At 74.6% G+C, this 17,566-nt stretch carries 13 protein-coding genes and 2 riboswitches; of the genes, 5 read left to right on the forward strand and 8 right to left on the reverse strand.

Annotated features, from left to right (window positions below):
* Positions 1–110: 110 nt before the first annotated feature.
* Together ACIRQY_RS25515 and ACIRQY_RS25520 are read right to left on the reverse strand one after the other, a co-directional pair.
* Positions 111–293 (reverse strand): hypothetical protein, encoded by a 183-nt coding sequence (locus ACIRQY_RS25515; protein ID WP_351794470.1) that lies wholly within the window; start codon positions 291–293, stop codon positions 111–113.
* A 101-nt stretch (positions 294–394) separates the two neighbouring features.
* Complete coding sequence (locus ACIRQY_RS25520) at positions 395–1,633, reverse strand: alpha/beta hydrolase family protein (protein WP_403929629.1); 1,239 nt, start codon at positions 1,631–1,633, stop codon at positions 395–397.
* A 480-nt stretch (positions 1,634–2,113) separates the two neighbouring features.
* Here ACIRQY_RS25520 and ACIRQY_RS25525 point away from each other — a divergent pair, with 480 nt between their 5' ends.
* Positions 2,114–3,460 (forward strand): sensor histidine kinase, encoded by a 1,347-nt coding sequence (locus ACIRQY_RS25525; protein ID WP_403929632.1) that lies wholly within the window; start codon positions 2,114–2,116, stop codon positions 3,458–3,460.
* Positions 3,457–4,116 (forward strand): response regulator, encoded by a 660-nt coding sequence (locus ACIRQY_RS25530; RefSeq protein ID WP_403929635.1) that lies wholly within the window; start codon positions 3,457–3,459, stop codon positions 4,114–4,116. Before ACIRQY_RS25525 ends, ACIRQY_RS25530 begins: the two co-directional genes overlap by 4 nt.
* 115 nt (positions 4,117–4,231) lie before the next feature.
* On the opposite strand, the gene metE is transcribed toward ACIRQY_RS25530, so the two are convergent.
* The 6 genes from metE to kdpB all read right to left on the reverse strand — a co-directional run bounded on the left by metE (position 4,232) and on the right by kdpB (position 12,880).
* Positions 4,232–6,550, reverse strand: a complete 2,319-nt coding sequence (gene metE / locus ACIRQY_RS25535) for a 5-methyltetrahydropteroyltriglutamate--homocysteine S-methyltransferase (protein ID WP_403929638.1) — start codon at positions 6,548–6,550, stop codon at positions 4,232–4,234.
* Between the two features lie 184 nt (positions 6,551–6,734).
* Positions 6,735–6,884: riboswitch (cobalamin riboswitch) on the reverse strand.
* 160 nt (positions 6,885–7,044) lie between these two features.
* A complete protein-coding gene (locus tag ACIRQY_RS25540; RefSeq protein WP_403929640.1) occupies positions 7,045–7,533 on the reverse strand; it encodes an acyl-CoA thioesterase in 489 nt (162 codons plus the stop codon).
* Positions 7,534–7,605: 72 nt separating this feature from the next.
* Positions 7,606–7,757, reverse strand: a riboswitch (cobalamin riboswitch).
* A 218-nt stretch (positions 7,758–7,975) separates the two neighbouring features.
* Complete coding sequence (locus ACIRQY_RS25545; protein WP_403929643.1) at positions 7,976–8,545, reverse strand: hypothetical protein; 570 nt, start codon at positions 8,543–8,545, stop codon at positions 7,976–7,978.
* A gap of 54 nt (positions 8,546–8,599) precedes the next feature.
* Positions 8,600–9,394 carry a GNAT family N-acetyltransferase gene (locus ACIRQY_RS25550; RefSeq protein WP_403929646.1) on the reverse strand — a complete coding sequence of 265 codons (795 nt, stop codon included), beginning with the start codon at positions 9,392–9,394 and terminating at the stop codon, positions 8,600–8,602.
* A 319-nt stretch (positions 9,395–9,713) separates the two neighbouring features.
* Positions 9,714–10,532, reverse strand: coding sequence for an SDR family NAD(P)-dependent oxidoreductase (locus tag ACIRQY_RS25555; RefSeq protein ID WP_403929649.1), 819 nt, complete (start codon positions 10,530–10,532; stop codon positions 9,714–9,716).
* A gap of 260 nt (positions 10,533–10,792) precedes the next feature.
* Positions 10,793–12,880, reverse strand: coding sequence for a potassium-transporting ATPase subunit KdpB (gene kdpB / locus ACIRQY_RS25560; RefSeq protein WP_403929651.1), 2,088 nt, complete (start codon positions 12,878–12,880; stop codon positions 10,793–10,795).
* Positions 12,881–14,250: 1,370 nt separating this feature from the next.
* Here kdpB and kdpF (ACIRQY_RS25565) point away from each other — a divergent pair.
* The 3 genes from kdpF (ACIRQY_RS25565) to kdpF (ACIRQY_RS25575) all read left to right on the forward strand — a co-directional run bounded on the left by kdpF (ACIRQY_RS25565) (position 14,251) and on the right by kdpF (ACIRQY_RS25575) (position 17,420).
* Positions 14,251–14,340 carry a K(+)-transporting ATPase subunit F gene (kdpF, locus tag ACIRQY_RS25565; protein ID WP_351794572.1) on the forward strand — a complete coding sequence of 30 codons (90 nt, stop codon included), beginning with the start codon at positions 14,251–14,253 and terminating at the stop codon, positions 14,338–14,340.
* 173 nt (positions 14,341–14,513) lie between these two features.
* Positions 14,514–17,105, forward strand: coding sequence for an ATP-binding protein (locus tag ACIRQY_RS25570; protein WP_403929654.1), 2,592 nt, complete (start codon positions 14,514–14,516; stop codon positions 17,103–17,105).
* A gap of 225 nt (positions 17,106–17,330) precedes the next feature.
* Positions 17,331–17,420 carry a K(+)-transporting ATPase subunit F gene (gene kdpF / locus ACIRQY_RS25575; protein WP_402282877.1) on the forward strand — a complete coding sequence of 30 codons (90 nt, stop codon included), beginning with the start codon at positions 17,331–17,333 and terminating at the stop codon, positions 17,418–17,420.
* The last annotated feature ends 146 nt before the right edge of the window (positions 17,421–17,566 follow it).

The raw sequence follows: 17,566 nt of genomic DNA on the forward strand, positions 1-17,566 counted from the left end.
GTACGGGGGGGGGGGGGGGGGGGGGGGGGGGGGGGGGGGGGGGGGCGGGGGGGGGGGGGGGCGGGGGCGGGCCCCCCCCCCCCCCCCCCCCCCGCCGACGACGGCCGGGTTCAGGGGCGGAACACGAGTTCCAGGAGGACCGCCGAGATGAGGAGCCAGGCCCCGGCGCCGAGCAGCCACATGCTCCCGGCCGTCGCCCCGAGGGCGCTGACGACGACGGCGCCCGTGGCGAGCGCGGTCGAGAAGCGGCGCACACGGTGGTCGGCACGCATCCGTCCGTCGGTTCGGCTCATGGGGTGACTGTAGGGCCGGGCGGGGCCGGACGGACCGGGAACCGGAGGAGTCTTCACACGGTCCTGACGGCGGCACGGGACGGGCGGGCCGCCGGGGGCCGTCAGGACCATTCGGGGAACCGGCCCCCCGGGTCCTCGAAGAAGGACGTGGGCCGCCCCTTCAGACACCGGTCGAAGAAGGCGGTGACGGCGGCGCGCTGTGCCGCCAGGGACCGGAGGGGGTCGATCGTGCCGATCAGCCCGACGGCCGCCGGGAGCTCCAGATGCCCCGTGAGCTGCGGAAGGACCACCTGGAGATCGGTGTACGAGCCGTGCTGGGCGTCCCGGAGCCGCAGCGCCCGCCGCCAGCCGGTCGACGCGGCCCAGAAGGACGCCCAACCGGGATTCCCCTCGACCGAGTCGCCCTCGGACATCAGCAGCAGGAAGGGCTTGGCGACCCCGCTGAGGGCGATCGGGCCGATGAAGTCGCCGTCGAGGTTCACCGCCGCCCGGACCCGGTGCTCGTCGCGGGCGAGCCGCGCCGCCACGGAACCGCCGAGCGACTGCCCGAGCACACCCGTACGGGACGGGTCGAGGACCGCCGGGAGCCCGGCGGGGAGGGGCCCGCCCCCGGCGTCGGGGTTCTGGCCACGGGCCAGCGCTCCGATCCGGTCGAGGACGAACCGGGCGTCCGCGAGGCGCACCCGCGCGTGCTGCTCCAGGAGGGCGGCGATCACCTCGGGCGTGAGGTCGTCGGGCAGCGGCACGGCCCGCTCGACGCGCCCGCCGGGGAACTCGACCTGGTCCGCCTCGTACGGGGAGTCGGCCGAGACCACCACGTAGCCCCGGCTCGCCAGCTCCTCCACCAGGGCGGTGCCGAGGGCGCGGCCGCCGCCGTCGCCGGGGGAGAACAGCACGACCGGGAGCCTCCCCCCGGAGCGGTCGGCCGGGGCGCCGGTCCGCGCGTGCGTCCGCATCCCCCGCCAGTCCACCGCCCCGGCGGGGATGCCGAGCCCCGGGGCCGAGCGCTCGTCCCAGTCGGCGGCGGCGGCCGGACCCAGCCACGGGGCGACCGGGAACGCCCCCGCCCGGTCCGGCTCCGCCGGGTAGCGGACCGAGACCATCAGCTCCCGGAAGGGCTTCGACGGCACGAAGGGGTCGGGCCGCGACCGGTCGACCAGATGCAGATCGACGGCACCGACCGGCCGGTGTCCGGTGGGCGCCGGAAGGACGACGGGAAGCGCCGCGCGACCGGCGGGCGCCTTCACGCCGGTGAGGGGGGTGGCGGCGGCTGTGGTGAGGGCGGCGGCTCCCAGCTTCAGGAGCGTTCTGCGACGGGGAAACCGGGGAGAGGAGGACATGGGCCGGCACCTTCCGGAGCGACGGGTACGGAAACGGGAACGGCGCCAGCCTGCCGACGACCGGCCGCCCCCGGCGACGGGCCACAGGACGATCCCGGGGGCGCACCCCGGTAGCGCGGGAGCCGCCCGCTCCTCCTCGGGGAGGAGCGGGACCGCCCCCCGGGGCGCACCCGGCCGGACGGCCGGGCCGTGGAGCCCGTACGCCTCGGGGAGGAGCGGGGGCGGCCCCCGCTCCCCGGGGCGCACACCGTTCTCCCCCCACGGGAGGAGGCACGGGCCGGGACAGCCGCCCTACCGTGGGGCGGACGCGCGGGTGGGTGACGTCCGGACGGGCCGACCGGTCGGCCGGATCCCCGGCGCCTCGGAGCCGGAGCCTCGGACCCGGGGCCCGAGCGCGGTGCACGGAACACGGTGCACGCAGCACGCAGTACACAGCACGGTGCACGGAACACGGGGCACGGAAGCCGGAGGACGGACACCATGGCCGAAGACGTGGAGCCGGAACGCCCTCGCGGGCCCGTCCGGGAGGCGGTCTCCCCGGTGGTGCGTCTGGCGGCGCGGGTGCCGCCCCCGGCCTGGGACGCCGTGCTCGCGGCGGCCGTCTTCGCGGTGACCCTCGGGCCCGCACGGCTGACGGACGCCACCGGACTCGCCCTGCAGACGGCGCTCGTGCTGCCGCTGGTGTGGCGGCGCCGGGCACCCCTGGCCGTCTTCGGGGCGATCGCCGCCGTCGCGTCCGTACAGCTCCTGCTGGACATCCAACTGCCCGCCGATGTCGCCCTGTTGGTCGCGCTGGGCACGGTCGGCGCCCACCGCCCCGGCCGGTGGGCCCTCGGGGCCGCGCTGGTCCTTGAGGCAGGGGCCCTGCTGTCGGCGGCCCGCTGGGCCCCCGAAGGCCGGTTCCTCGCCTCCGCCGCCGCGCTGACCGCGGCGGTCGTCGCCAGTGCGCTGCTCGGGGTCAACGCCCGGATCGGACGGAAGGCCCGGGAGGACCGCGCCGCCCATCTGGAGCGCGAGCGCGAACGGCGGGAACGGCTCGCGGTGCTCGAAGAACGGGCCCGTATCGCGAGGGAGTTGCACGACAGCGTCAGTCACGGCCTGTCCGTGGTCGTCGCCCTCGCCGACGCCGTCGGACACGCACGGCCCGAGGACACCCGCCCGGTGACGGACCGGATCGCCGAGACCGGACGGCAGGCGCTGGCCGACATGCGGCGCTCCCTCGGACTCCTCGGGGACGGCGACCCCGACGCCGTACGTCATCCACCGCCCGGACTCGCGCAGTTGGAGACCCTCCGGGAGCGGACCGGGGCGGCGGGCCTGCCGACCCGCCTCCGGCTGGACGGCGACCCGACCCGCGTTCCCGCCGGGACACAGCTCACCGCCTACCGGATCGTGCAGGAATCGCTGACGAACGCGCTCAGGCACACCCCGCCGGGCACCCGCGCCGAGGTCCGTGTCGTCTGCTCCCCGGACGCCGTCACCGTCGAGGTCACCGACGACGGCCCCCCGGCCGCCGCCACCGCGCCCGGCCGTGGCATCACCGGGATGCGGGAGCGCGTGAGCGCCCACGGCGGAACCCTCCGCGCGGGCCCGCTCCCCGGCGGCGGCTGGCGGGTCACCGCCCGCCTGGGCCGTGTCGCGGAAGTCCCGCCTGCCCGGGGGCGCCTGGCACGCACGCTCGCCGCGTTGTCGGGACCACCTCCACGCATCCGGTATGGGGACGACCCTCCGCCTCACGACCGCCCGCACCGGACGCCCCCGGGCCGGCCCTCCGAGCAGACGGCGCTCCTTCCGGAACACGCCCCCGACCCGGACGGAGAGCGGTGAGCGTCCGGGTGCTCGTCGCCGACGACGAGGAACTGCTGCGGGTGGCGTTCACCATGATCCTGCGCGCCGAACCCGGCATGGACGTGGTCGGCGAGGCCGCCGACGGGGAGACGGCCGTCCGGCTGGCACGCCGACTGCGCCCGGACGTCGTCCTGATGGACGTGCGGATGCCCGGCACCGACGGCATCGAGGCGACGCGCCGCACGGTCCGGGAGGCACCGGGGACGCGGGTGCTCGTCCTCACCACCTTCGACCTCGACGCGTACGCCTTTGAAGCGCTCCGCGCCGGGGCGTCGGGATTCCTCCTCAAGAACACCCGGCCGGAAGAACTGCTCACCGCGATCCGCGACGTGGCGCGCGGAGACGCGGCGCTCTCGCCCCGCGTCACCCGCCGCCTCCTCCAGAGGTTCGCGCACCAGCTCCCCGTCACGACCCCGGGCGCCGACGAACGCCTCCACCGCCTCACGCCCCGCGAACACGAGATCCTGACCGCCCTCGCCCGGGGCCTCACCAACGGGGAGATCGCCATGGCCCTCGACCTGGCCGAACCCACGGTGAAACGCCACATCGGCCACGTCCTCACCAAACTCCACCTGCGCGACCGCGTCCAGGCCGTGATCTTCGCGTACGAGACGGGCCTGGTCGGCCGGACGTGAAACGGATCCCGAGCGCGGCGACATCCGCCACCCGCGGCGGTGTTCAGGACGGGTTCCGCGGGTGGTGCCGGCCGCCCGGGACGGCTGTCGTTCCGGGCGGCCGACGTGCGGCGGGTCAGGTGGTGGGCAGCTCGTCGCGGAGGGTGCGGGCGGCGGTGACGAGGTTCTCCAGGGAGGTCCGGGTCTCGGGCCAGCCACGGGTCTTCAGACCGCAGTCCGGGTTGACCCAGAGCCGGTCGGCGGGGATGGCCTCAAGTCCCTTGCGGAGCAGGGCCGTCGCCTCCTCGGCGGAGGGAACGCGCGGGGAGTGGATGTCCCAGACGCCCGGTCCCGCCTCCCGGGGGTAGCCGTGGGCGGCGAGTTCCCGGGCCACCTGCATGTGGGAGCGGGCCGCCTCCAGGCTGATGACGTCGGCGTCCAGGTCGTCGATGGCCTGCACGATGTCGCCGAACTCGGCGTAGCACATGTGGGTGTGGATCTGGGTGTCCGGCCGCACCCCGGCCGTGGTGAGCCGGAACGCCTCGGTGGCCCAGGCCAGATAGGCCGGGTGATCGGCCGCCCGCAGCGGCAGGGTCTCGCGCAGCGCGGGCTCGTCCACCTGGATGACGGAGGTCCCCGCGGCCTCCAGGTCGTCCACCTCGTCGCGCAGGGCGAGCGCCACCTGGCGCGCCGTGTCGGCGAGCGGCTGGTCGTCACGGACGAACGACCAGGCGAGCATCGTGACCGGCCCGGTGAGCATCCCCTTGACCGGCTTGGCGGTGAGGGACTGGGCGTACGCGGTCCAGCGCACCGTCATCGGCTTCGGGCGGGAGATGTCACCGGCGAGGATCGGCGGCCGGACGTACCGCGTGCCGTACGACTGCACCCAGCCGTGCCGGGTGGCCAGGTAGCCGTCGAGCTGCTCGGCGAAGTACTGCACCATGTCGTTGCGTTCGGGTTCGCCGTGGACGAGGACGTCGACGCCGGTCTTCTCCTGGAAGGCGATCACCTCCCGGATCTCGGCCCTGATCCGCTCCTCGTAACCCGCCGCGTCGAGCGAGCCCGCCCGCAGGTCCGCGCGGGCGGTGCGCAGTTCCGTGGTCTGCGGGAAGGACCCGATGGTGGTGGTCGGCAACGGCGGCAGCCCGAGGTGCGCCCGCTGGGCGGCGGCCCGTTCGGCGTACGGCTGGGAGCGGCGGCCGTCGGCGTCGGTGACGGCCCCGACGCGGGCGCGTACGGCCGGGTCGCGGGTGAGGGGGGACTCGGCGCGGGAGGAGAGCGCGGCACGGTTGGCGGCCAGCTCACCGGCGATGGCACCGGTGCCCCGGGAGAGTCCGGCGGCCAGGGTGACGGTCTCGGCGGTCTTCTGCCGGGCGAAGGCCAGCCAGCGCAGGATCTGCGGGTCGACGTCCTTCTCGGCCGTCGCGTCGAGCGGCACATGGAGCAGCGAGCAGGAGGCGGAGACGTCCACGCGGTCCGCGAGACCGAGGAGGGTGCCGAGGGTGGTGAGGGACTTCTGCAGGTCGGTGACCCAGATGTTGCGGCCGTCGACCACGCCCGCGACGAGCCGCTTCCCCGGCAGGCCGCCGACGGCGGCGAGCCCGGCCAGGTTGGCGGCGGCGGGCCCGGTGAAGTCCAGGGCGAGCCCCTCCACGGGCGCCTTGGCGAGGACCGGGAGGGCGTCGCCGAGCCGGTCGAAGTAGGAGGCGACGAGGATCTTCGGCCGGTCCTCGACGGCACCGAGGTCACGGTAGGCGCGGGCGGCGGTGTTCAGGTCGGCGGGCGTGCGGTCCTGTACGAGGGCGGGCTCGTCGAGCTGTACCCATTCCGCGCCCGCCGCGCGCAGGTCCGCGAGCACTTCGGCGTACACGGGCAGGAGCCGGTCCAGCAGGGTCAGCGGCTGGAAGTCCTCGGCCACTCCCGGGGCGGGCTTGGCGAGGAGGAGGTAGGTGACCGGCCCGACCAGGACGGGACGGGCGGTCAGACCGAGCGCGAGGGCCTCCTTCAGCTCCGCGACCTGCTTGGTCGAGTCGGCCGTGAAGACGGTGTCGGGCCCCAGCTCGGGCACGAGGTAGTGGTAGTTGGTGTCGAACCACTTGGTCATCTCCAGCGGAGCGACGTCCTGGGTGCCGCGCGCCATGGCGAAGTAGCCGTCGGTGGCGTCGGCGGCCACGGCCTCCCGGTGCCGGCCGGGGACCGCGCCCACCATCACGGTGGTGTCCAGGACGTGGTCGTAGAACGAGAAGTCGCCGGTCGGCACCTCGGCGATGCCCGCCCCGGAGAGTTCGAGCCAGTTCGCCCGGCGCAGTCCGGCGGCGACGGCGTGGAGGGCGTCGGCGGTGACCCGGCCCTTCCAGTAGCCCTCGACCGCCTTCTTGAGTTCACGGTCACGGCCCTGGCGGGGGTAGCCGTACACGGTGGCGCGTGCCGCGGGTGCCGCGGAGTTCGTGGTCACGGAGATCTCCTTCACGAGATGGATCCCTGAGGTCCGGAGACCTGGCGAGACACGGAAGGAGTGACCGGAGACGGAGGGACGCGCGTGCACGGCATGGCACGGCTGTCCGCCCGTATGGTCGCCGACCCGCCCTCGAGGTCACCGGATGACCGCGCGCGGAATCGTCCGCGTGCGGGCAACGGGCAGGTCTTCGGACTCGCGGGCGCGTTCTCCTGGGGGAGTTCACCTAGTGGCCGTCGCTTCCCAGGTCCGGTGTCGGATCCAGTGCGTATGACGGCGGTCGTTCCCGCTCACCGCTGCGGGGCAGTCCCGGATTCCCACCGGGTTCCCTCTTGCGACGCCCCCGCCTGGCGGACGGGGCGAACCAGCTGCACGCGCCAGGGTACGGGTCGCGCCGGACGAGCGCCGGATGTTGTCCGAATCCCGGACGGTCCCTGACCTGATCCGTGCGGCACGGGGCCGCGGTCCCCGGAGGAACGGCGGCCCCGTCCCCCTCAGGACAGGCCGGGCAGCGCGGTGACGAGGGCGGGCACGGGACGCGGACCGCCGTCCGCGTCGATCGCCACGAAGGTGAGGAAGGCGGTGGCCACTTCGGTGACGGGACCGGAGTTGTTCCAGCGTTCGGCGGTCACCCGCACGCCGACGGTCATGGAGGTCCGTCCGGCCCGTTCGAGCCCGGCCTCCACGCTCAGCAGGTCCCCGGCGCGTACGGGGGCCAGGAACGTCATCCGGTCGACGGACGCGGTCACGGCGGGTCCGTCGGCGTGGCGCCCGGCGGCGGCCGCGGCGGCGTCGTCGATGAGCTTCATCATCACCCCGCCGTGGATGGTGCCGTACAGATTGGTGTCGTGGTCGCTCATGATGTGGGCGAGGACCACCCGGGAGTCGTCCGGGGTCTTCCCCTTACGGGGAACGGGAGCGCGGGCGGGGCCCGGGGTGTCGGTGGGGTCTGCGGCAAGGCCGGTGACGGCGGGATCTGCCACGTCAACTCTCCTTCGCGAGTCGCGGCTCGGCGGTTCCGCACGCACGGGGTGTCCGGCGCGCGGACAGCGGGCAGGTCTTCGGACTCGCGGGCGCGTTCTCCTGGGGGAGTTCACCTAGTGGCCGTCGCTTCCCAGGTCCGGTGTGCCGGGCCCAGTGCGTATGACGGCGGTCGTTCCCGCTCACCGCTGCGGGGCAGTCCCGGATTCCCACCGGGTTCCCTCTTGCGACGCCCCCGCCTGGCGGACGGGGCGAACCAGCTGCCCCGCCAGCCTACGTGCCGTCCACCACGTGGAGAGCGGACCCGAGGAGGATTCCGGCGCCATGGCCACGGCGCCGCCCGGTCTCGTCCCGGAGGGACCCGCCGTCGAGCAGGGCCGGCCGGTCCGTCCGGCGGACCGCCGCACAGCGACCCGCGCCGTCCTGAGGCCCTCCGGACGCGCGTCACTCCAGACCGGAGGAGTTCAGGACGGCGCGGGTCGTCTCGGTGTCGACGCGCAGCGCGAGCCGGGCGAGGTCGGCCGTGCCGTGGACCAGGGTCCCCCGCCTCCGGGCGGACAGCGCCGCGGACTCGATCCGCAGCCACAGGGCCGGATTGTCCAGGAGGACCCGGAGGTCCACCTCGGCCCACCCGCCCTCCCCGTCGCGCAGGCGCAGCCGCCGGGCGGTGCCCGTCGGCCACGCGACCGCCGTGAGCAGATCGGTGCGGACCGTCCTGGTGACCCACAGCCCCCGGGCCGTCAGCAGCCCCGGGGCCAGGCTCACCCGTGCGGGCAGCAGGACCACGAACAGCAGCGCCGACAGCGCGATCCAGCCGAGGGTGTGGGACAGCGGCAGCCCGTACGCCCCGGCGTCCACGCCCAGCGACGTCCCAAGCAGCAGGCCCGCGCAGACGGCCGCCGCACGGGCCTCGCCCGGCCAGCCCCTGTCGTGCAGGACGTCGGAGGCGGCGCCGGGCAGAGGGGCGGGAGAGGGACCGGGGACGGGAGCGGGGGTACGGACAGGAGGCTGCATGGCGCCGACGCTAGGACCCCGGGCCGTCCCGACCCGCCGGGGACAACGCGGTGTTTACGCGGCGGCGGGCAGATTTGACGTCCCGCTGACGGCGGTGGCGGTGAAGGGCCCGGTCGAGTGGTGGACGTACTCCCGGACCAGCCGGAAACCGGCCGACCAGCCGAGCAGACGGCTCGCCCGGTTCTCCCGCGAACAGCTCCAGGTCGCGGTGTGCCCGCGCGCGGCGACATCGGCGGTCAGGCCCTCCACACAGGCGAGGCCGAGGTGCTGCCGCCGCTCCCCGGGGGCGGTGGCGCAGGCCACGTCCTCGTACCGGCTCCCGGTGAACCGGGCGCACGCCACGGCGAGGACCCGCCCCTTGTGGAAGGCCGCCCAGGCGTGCCCCGAGGCGGCGAGGGCCGCCGGGCTGCCCCAGGTCGCGTGGACGCGGTCGAGGTCGGGTGCGCTCGCGGCGAGTGCGCGGGCGTCCCCGGCCGCGAGCCGTCGGACCGTCACCCCGCGCGGCAGGCGCGGCGGCATCCCGGGCTCGCGGTGCACGTACAGCATCCGGTCCCAGGGGTGCAGACGGTCGAACGCGGCGGCCAGCACCGGCAGGAACCGTGCCGACGCCTCCACGTGGTGACCGGCCAGCGGGGCCAGGTCCGCCGGGACGAGCGCGGTCGGGTCACCGGCCAGGAGCGCGTGGCCGCCGCAGGTGACGGCGACGACCCGGGGGCGCGCCGGACGGTCGGTCCACCAGGAGCCCTGCCGGGTGGCGATGACGTGCTCGGCCAGCGCGCCGGTTCCCGGCGCACCGGAGGCGAACGCCCGCGCGGGGGCCGGGGGTTGATGAGCGGGGTGCGGGATCACGATGCCTCCAGGGGTACGGGGGAGGGGGCGGCCCCCGCCCGAAGGAGGCGGGGGCCGCCCCGGTGGGGCGGGCCGGAGCGGGATGTCCTGGCCCGGCGGGGTGGTGCGGGGCGGGGCCGTGCGGGCCGGGGGGCTGCCGGCCGGGGCCGTCCTCGTACGGGGACGGCCCCGGCCGGGCGGGTGGACGCCCGGTCGGGGTCCGCGCGGGGCACGGCCTCCGCGCGGTGTCAGCTCCCTCCGGCCCTGCGGCCGTGGTTCGCCTTCTTCTTGCGGCGGGCCTTCTTCTTGCGGGCGCGCTGGGACATGGCGGGTGCCTCCTTCAGGCGGTGTGGCCGACGAGGAGTCCGGCGAGCTTGCTGAGGCGCTTCACCGTGCGTTCCTCGGTGGCGGCCGGGGCGGGGGCGACACGGTGCTCACGGTCGTAGTAGGCGCCGTTCACGATCTCGGTCGCCGGGTCGCAGAGCCGTACGACGTGCGCCGCGCCCTCGGCCGGTGCCTCGCCCTGGTGCGCGTACAGCGGCAGGAGGCTGGTGGCGCAGATGCCGGGGTGCACGGAGACGGCGGTGACGCGCGGGTCGGAGGCGAAGACCGTGAGGGCCAGCTGCGACTGCGCGTAGGCGGCGAGCCGGGAGTAACGGCGGGTGCGGTTCGGGTCGTTCCACTGGATCGAGCCCGTGCGGTGCAGCGCGGACGAGACGTTGACGACCCGGCCGCCGGTGCCGCCGGTCAGGGCGGGCTCCAGGAGGTGGGTGAGGAGGTAGTGGGCGAGGAAGTTGACCTGGAAGGCGATCTCGTTGCCGTCGGCGGTGACCGTGTGCTGCTCGGGCGCGGCCATGCCCGCGTTGTTGACGAGGACGTCCAGCCGCGGGTGCTCGGCCAGGACCCGCACCGCCAGTCGCTCCACCTCCTCCAGGCGGGTGAAGTCCGCTCCGTGGGCGCGCAGTCGGTCGACGGGCACGTCCGAGAGGGTGACGAGCCGGTCGACGGCGGCGCGGGCCTCCTCCGAAGTCCTGCCGTGCAGCAGGACCGTGGCGCCGCGTTCGGCGAGCAGCCGCGCGGTCTGGTGGCCGATGCCGGAGGTCGCCCCGGTGACGAGGACGGTACGGCCGGAGAGGGACGGGGACGGGGAAGGAGCCATGGTCGGTCCAGGGTCTTTCGTTTCGGGGGTACGTGAAGAGGGGCGCCGGACCAGTTCGGTCACGGCGCCCCGGGGACGGCGGAGTACGCGTCAGCGCGAGGCGGACGGCGGCTCCGGGCGGCGGGGCGCACGACATCGGACCGCCTGATGAGGCGGCCGGTCGGCCTGGAGCCACGCACTGTCCATGCCGTCCATGGAACTCCGCCGCGAGCACCCGGGCAAGGCGGACCCGCCTTCCCTGATGCCGCCCTGACGGACGTTCACCCCAGGCCGGGGACGGTGGACACCAGGAGGTCGATGAGCTTGATGCCGACGAACGGCAGGACGAGGCCCCCGAGTCCGTACAGGAGCAGATTGCGGCGCAGCAGGTCGTGCGCGGACGCCGGGGTGTAGCGCACGCCGCGCAGCGCGAGCGGGATCAGGGCCACGATGATCAGGGCGTTGAAGACGATCGCCGAGGTGATGGCCGAGGTCGGGCTGTGCAGGCCCATGATGTTCAGCTCGTCCAGCGAGGGGTAGGCGCCCGTGAACATGGCGGGGATGATCGCGAAGTACTTCGCCACGTCGTTGGTGATCGAGAACGTGGTCAGCGCGCCCCGGGTGATGAGGAGTTGCTTGCCGATCTCGACGATGTCGATGAGCTTGGTCGGGTCGGAGTCGAGGTCGACCATGTTCCCGGCCTCTTTCGCGGCCGAGGTCCCGGTGTTCATCGCCACGCCCACATCGGCCTGCGCGAGGGCGGGAGCGTCGTTGGTGCCGTCACCGGTCATCGCGACCAGCTTCCCGCCCGCCTGCTCCCGCTTGATCAACGCCATCTTGTCCTCCGGCGTCGCCTCCGCCAGGAAGTCGTCCACCCCCGCCTCCCGGGCGATGGCCCGTGCCGTACGGGGGTTGTCACCGGTGACCATGACGGTACGGATGCCCATCCGGCGCAGCTCGCCGAACCGCTCCCGGATGCCGTCCTTCACCACGTCCTTCAGGTGGACGATCCCGAGGACCCGGGGCCCGGCCGCGTCGTGGACGGCGACGAGCAGCGGTGTGCCGCCCGCGTCCGCGATGGCGTCTGACCAGGCACGGGCCTCGGGCGGCACCCTTCCCCCGTACCGCTCGACCCAGTCGACGACCTGGGCCGTGGCCCCCTTGCGGAGGTGGCGGACGCCGTCGCTCCCGCGCAGGTCGATGCCGCTCATCCGGGTCCGCGCGCTGAACTCGACGAACCGGAGGTCCGCCCACTCGTCCCCGGTGGGCGGCAGGAGCCCGTACTGACGGCGGGCGAGGGCGCTGACCGACCGCCCCTCGGGGGTCTCGTCGGCGAGGGAGGCGAGCTGGGCCGCGTCGGCGAGGAGGGCCGGTTCCACCCCCGGCAGCGGGACGAACGCGACGGCCTCGCGGTTGCCGAGGGTGATGGTGCCGGTCTTGTCGAGGAGGAGGGTGTTCACGTCCCCGGCCGCCTCGACGGCCCGGCCGGACATCGCGAGCACGTTCCGCTGCACCAGCCGGTCCATCCCGGCGATGCCGATCGCGGACAGCAGCGCCCCGATCGTCGTGGGGATCAGCGTGACCAGGAGCGCCACGAGCACGGGCGTGGAGGGGGCGGCGCCCGCGTACCCGGCCATCGGGGTGATCGCGACCACCACCAGGACGAAGACGAAGGTCAGCGCCGCGAGGAGGATGTTGAGCGCGATCTCGTTCGGGGTCTTCTGCCGCTCCGCGCCCTCGATGAGGGAGATCATCCGGTCCATGAAGGAGTGGCCGGGCCGCGCGGTGACCCGTACGACGATCCGGTCCGAGAGCACGGTCGTGCCGCCGGTCACCCCGGAGCGGTCGCCGCCCGCCTCGCGGATCACCGGGGCGGACTCCCCGGTGACGGCGGACTCGTCGACCGAGGCGACCCCGGCGACGACGTCGCCGTCCGCCGGGACCAGCCCGCCCGCCTCGACCAGCACGAAGTCGAACTGCGCGAGGTCGGCCGCGTTCACCGTCTCCGTGGCCGCGCGGTCGACGTCCGTGCCGTACCGCCAGTGCCGCAGCCGCAGCGCGACCGTGTCTGTACGGGCCCGGCGCAGCGACTCCGCCTGCGCCCGACCCCGGCCCTCGGCGACGGCCTCGGCGAGGTTCGCGAACACCACGGTCAGCCAGAGCCAGACGCTCACGGTCCAGGTGAAGACCGAGGGGTCGAAGAGCGCGGACAGTGTCGTCAGGCCCGATCCGACGGCCACCACGAAGAGCACCGGCTTGCGCACGAGCGTGCGCGGGTGGAGCTTGCGCAGGGCGTCCGGGAACGACTTCAGCAGCTGCACCGGATCCAGCAGCCCGCCGTGTCCGGCCCGCCGCCGCCCGGGACGCACCCGGGGCGAGGGATGGCGGGGCGGGGCGGGAGGACGGCCGGGGGCTCCCGGGTCGAGAGGGGAGGGCGGGCCGTCCGGGAAGGAGGGGCCTGGACCTGTGGGAACCGGTGCGCCGGCGACGGGTGACTGTTCGTCAGGAGGGCTTGTGCTGACGGAGGAACGGGCGGGTCGGGGCGCGGCGGAGTGCATCGCGGAGGACCTTCTGGGAAGCCGGCCGTCCGCTCGGCCGTGGTCGGCGGAGACCGGGGGAGACCGGGGGCGGAGGGACGGCGGGCGGGCCTTCGGGCACACGGGCGGCGGGGGCGGAGAGCCCCCGCGTCCTCGTGCCGGGGCGCCGGGGAAGGGGTGCCCCGGCGCCCTCGGGACGGCCGTGGACGGACGGCACGGTCGCGGAGCGGGGGCGCGGACGCCGTACGGGAGGGGCGGTCCGCGCCCCCGCGGTCCGGGACGATCAGGCCACTGACGTCCCCGGACCGGTGAGCGACCGAGAGTGAATCTAGCCGCGGGGAAGCCCGGAGAAGACCCTTGGGCGCGGGCTTTGACGAGCCTCTGACGAGGACTTTCCCGCGCCGTCAGGACCCCGTCAAAGACAGGTGGCACGACGTCAGAAGGGTGTCAACGGCGTGCGTGTCCGCCCGGGGCGTGGCACAGGATGATCGCCTCACGGGGGAACCGGACGACCGTCCGGCCGTACGAGGTGGGTGGGGGCGTGCCGTCCCGAACGGCGGCGCGCACGGTCCGCGACCGACCGCCCGGACCGACACCTCGATACGCGCACGGCCGTCCGACGCGAGGGACGTTCCGGCCCGCGGCCCGCCAGGGGGGTGGCCGCGGGCCGGACGAGTCCGGTCGCACGGGCCCAGTCATACGAGTCCGGTCGTACGAGTCCGGTCACGCGGGTCCGGTCGTACGGGTCCGGTCGTACGAGTGCGGTCATACGAGTCTGGTCGTGCGGGTCCGGTCATACGCTGCCTGGGCGAGTCTGCTTCTCCTTGTCCGGGTGTAGGTGTCCGGCTGTGGGTCTTTGGTGCCGGGTGCCGGGTGCCGGGTGCCGGGTGCCGGGTGCCGGGTGCCGGGTGGCCCCGAGCCCCCGCGCCCCTGGGTTCCGCCCCGCGCCCCTGATTCGCGCCCCTCGGGCTCCTGGGCTCCGGCTCCGTGCCCGCGCACCCCTGTTTCCGGGCCCGTCCCCGACCCACGTACCCCCGACCGGGTGACCCTCCCGTACGGGATCCGTCAAGGGTCCGTCAGGGGCCCCCGGAACCGTGGCGGGAGCGCGTCACAGTGGGCGGGAGGCAGCGCCGCCACCGGCTTCGACGCACGCGGCACCGCGTCCCGGAACCCACCCGTACCCCAAGGGGAGTTGATCGTCCATGAGTGTCGAGAACGTGGTAGGCCTCGTCGTCGCCGCAGCCCTCGTCGGCTACCTGGTGGCCGCACTGATCCGACCGGAGAAGTTCTGACCGGCGCCGGGCGTCCGGAGACGGGACCACCGGGCCGGGCCCCGCAGGCCCCGCCCGCCCAGGGACCGGAGACGCCCCCGCCCGCCCGGGGGTCCCAGCCCCCGCTCGCCCCGCACCCCGGCAGACTCAAGGTCCTCGTCGGTGCGGCCGCGGGCGTCGGCAAGACGTACCGGATGCTCGACGAGGGCCACCGCAGGGCCGCCCGGGGCACGGACGTCGTCGTCGGCGCCGCCGACTGCCGGGGACGCCCCCACACCGAGGCACTGCTGGCCGGTCTGGAACGCCTGGAGCCCGGACGCACGAGGAGGACCGGGCAGATCCCGGAGAGCGTCGTCGGGGACACCCCGGAAGGATTCCGGGGTGTCGTCGGGAGCGTCCCCGGAGGGTTCTGGAAGCGTCTCGGGGGCACCCCGGAAGGGTCCCAGCGAGACGACCCCGAGAAGTTCCCCGGGGACACCCCGACAGGACCCCCCGGGCGCGCCCCCGAGGTCTTCGACCTCGACGCCGCCCTGCGCCGTCGCCCCGAACTGCTCCTCGTCGACGACCTCGCCCGGACGAACCCGCCAGGACACCGCAACGCCCACCGCTGGCAGGACGTCGCGGAACTCCTCGCGGCGGGCGTCGACGTCCTCACCACGGTCGACGTCCAGCACCTGGAGTCCCTCAGCGACGTCGTCGAGAAGATCACCGAAGTGCCGCCGGGCGACACCGTCCCCGACGACTTCGTCCGCCGCGCCGACCAGATCGTCCTCGTCGACGTGGACCCGGAGGAACTGCGCCGCAGGATGGCGCACGGCAACATCCACCCGCCCGAGGTGGTGGACGCCGCCCTGGCCAGCTGGTTCCGTCCCGGCAACCTCACCGCCCTGCGCGAGCTGGCCCTGCTGTGGGTCGCCGACCGGGTCGACGACGCCCTGCGGACGTACCGCACCGATCATGGCATCGGCGGGGTGTGGGAGGCCCGGGAACGGGTGGTCGTCGGTCTGACGGGCGGCCCCGAGGGCGACACCCTCATACGCCGGGCCGGCCGCATCGCCGCCAGATCGGCCCGCTGCGAACTGTCGGCCGTGCACGTGGTGCGCGGCGACGGCCTCGCGGCGGGCGCCTCGTCCACCGCGCTCGCCCGCCAGCGACGCCTGGTCGAGAGCCTCGGCGGCAGCTACCACACGGTCGTCGGCGAGAACGTCCCGGCGGCCCTGGTCGACTTCGCCCGCGCGGGCAACGCCACCCAGCTGATCCTCGGCACGAGCAGACGCGGCCGTCTGGAACGCTTCCTCACCGGACGCGGCATAGGCGAGACCGCCACCACGCTCTCCGACGACATAGACGTGCACATGGTGACGCACGAACGGGCCGGCCGAGGACGCCTGCTGCCCACCCGGCACCGCGGCCTGCCCCTGTCCCCGTCCCGCAGGATCGTCGGCCCCCTCGCCGGTGTCGTCCTGCCGGTCCTCCTGACGCTGCTCCTCGACCGGGCCCGGGGCACCCTGAACCTCACCAGCGAGGTCCTGCTCTTCCTCGTGACGGTGGTCGGCGTGGCCTGCGTCGGCGGCATCGGCTCCGCGCTCGTCGCCGCCGTGACGGCGTCCCTGCTCCTCAACTACTGGTTCCTGCCACCGATCGGGGAGTTCACCTTCCACGACACCGACAGCATGCTCGCGCTCGGTGTGTTCGCCCTGGTCGCGGCGGTCGTCGCCGCGATCGTCGACCGGTCGTTACGGCTGTCGCGGCGCGCCGCCCGCGCCACCGCCGAGGCGGAGACCCTCTCCGCGCTGGCCGGTTCCGTCGTACGCGGCGAGCACACCGTCCCCGCCCTCCTCGCGCGCACCCGGGAGACCTTCGGCGCCGTCGCCGCCGAACTGGTCGACCGTCCCGTGGACGACCCCGACGCCAGTCAGGTCGCCGTCGGCGACGACGGCTTCCTCGTGCTGCGCGGACGCACCCTGCCCGCCGCCGAACGCCGGATCCTGGCCGCGTTCGCCGCCCACGTCACGGCCGCCGTCGAACGGGCCCGGCTGGCCGAGGCGGCGGCCGAGGCCGAACCCGTCCGGGCCGCCGACCGGATGCGCACCGCGCTCCTCGCCGCCGTCAGCCACGACCTGCGGACCCCGCTCGCCGCGGGCTGGGCCGCCGTGGCCTCGCTGCGCAGTCCCGACGTGGACTTCACCGCCGAGGAACGCGACGAGCTCCTCGCCACCGCCGACGAGTCCATGGCCCGGCTCAGCAGGCTCGTGGAGAACCTGCTCGACATGAGCCGCCTCCAGGCCGGGGCCCTCACCCTCGCCCTGCGCCCCACCGCCTGGGAGGAGGTCCTCCCCGCGGCCCTGGACGGCCTCCCTGGTACGGGGCGAGGGGTGACCCTCCAGGGCATGGAGGAGGCACCGCTCGTCCTCGCCGACCCGCCGCTGCTCGAACGGGTCGTCGCCAACCTCGTCGCCAACGCCGTCCGTCACTCCCCGCCCGGCCGCCCGGTGCTCCTCGGTGTCAGCACGCTGTCCTGCCGCGTCGAACTGCGAGTCGTCGACCGGGGTCCCGGCCTCCCGGCCGCCGACCGTGACCGCGTCTTCGAGCCGTTCCAGCGGCTCGGTGATACCGACAACACCACCGGCGTCGGCCTCGGTCTGGCGCTGGCACGGGGCCTCACCGAGGCCATGGGCGGCACCCTCACCCCGGAGGACACGCCCGGCGGCGGACTCACCATGGTGGTCACCCTGCCCCGCGCGGCCGTCCGGGTGCCGGGCGCGCCCGTCCCCACGGAACCCTGACGCGGAGCCCCTGGGCGTAGGGGAAGCGTCAAGAGCGGCGTCAAGGGCGTTAGGGCGGCGTCAACGAGGACCGAAGGCGGCCGGGGAGGCTGTTTCCTCAACTCGTCCGAACATCCGGCTCTTCTTTCTTCACCGGGAGCTCACGATGGCCGATCTGGCCTTCGTCGTCACTGTGGTCGCGGTTTTCGCGCTGGTGGCGTTCATTGCCAAGGGGGTGGCCAAGCTGTGAGTGCCGAGAATGTTGTCGGTCTGGTGGTGGCGGTCGCTCTGCTGGGCTATCTGGTCCTCGCCCTCGTCAAGCCCGAGAGGTTCTGAGTTCGGATGAGTCCGGTTCTTGCTGGGGTGCTCCAGCTTGTCGCGTTGGTTGTGGCGCTGGGTCTGTCGTACCGGCCGTTGGGTGATCACATGGCCCGGGTGTACGGCTCTGGCCGTCATCTGCGGGTGGAGCGGTGGGTCTACAA

Origin of the sequence: Streptomyces sp. NPDC101490 (assembly GCF_044767145.1) — a bacterium.
In the GTDB taxonomy this organism is placed as follows: Bacteria; Actinomycetota; Actinomycetes; order Streptomycetales; family Streptomycetaceae; genus Streptomyces.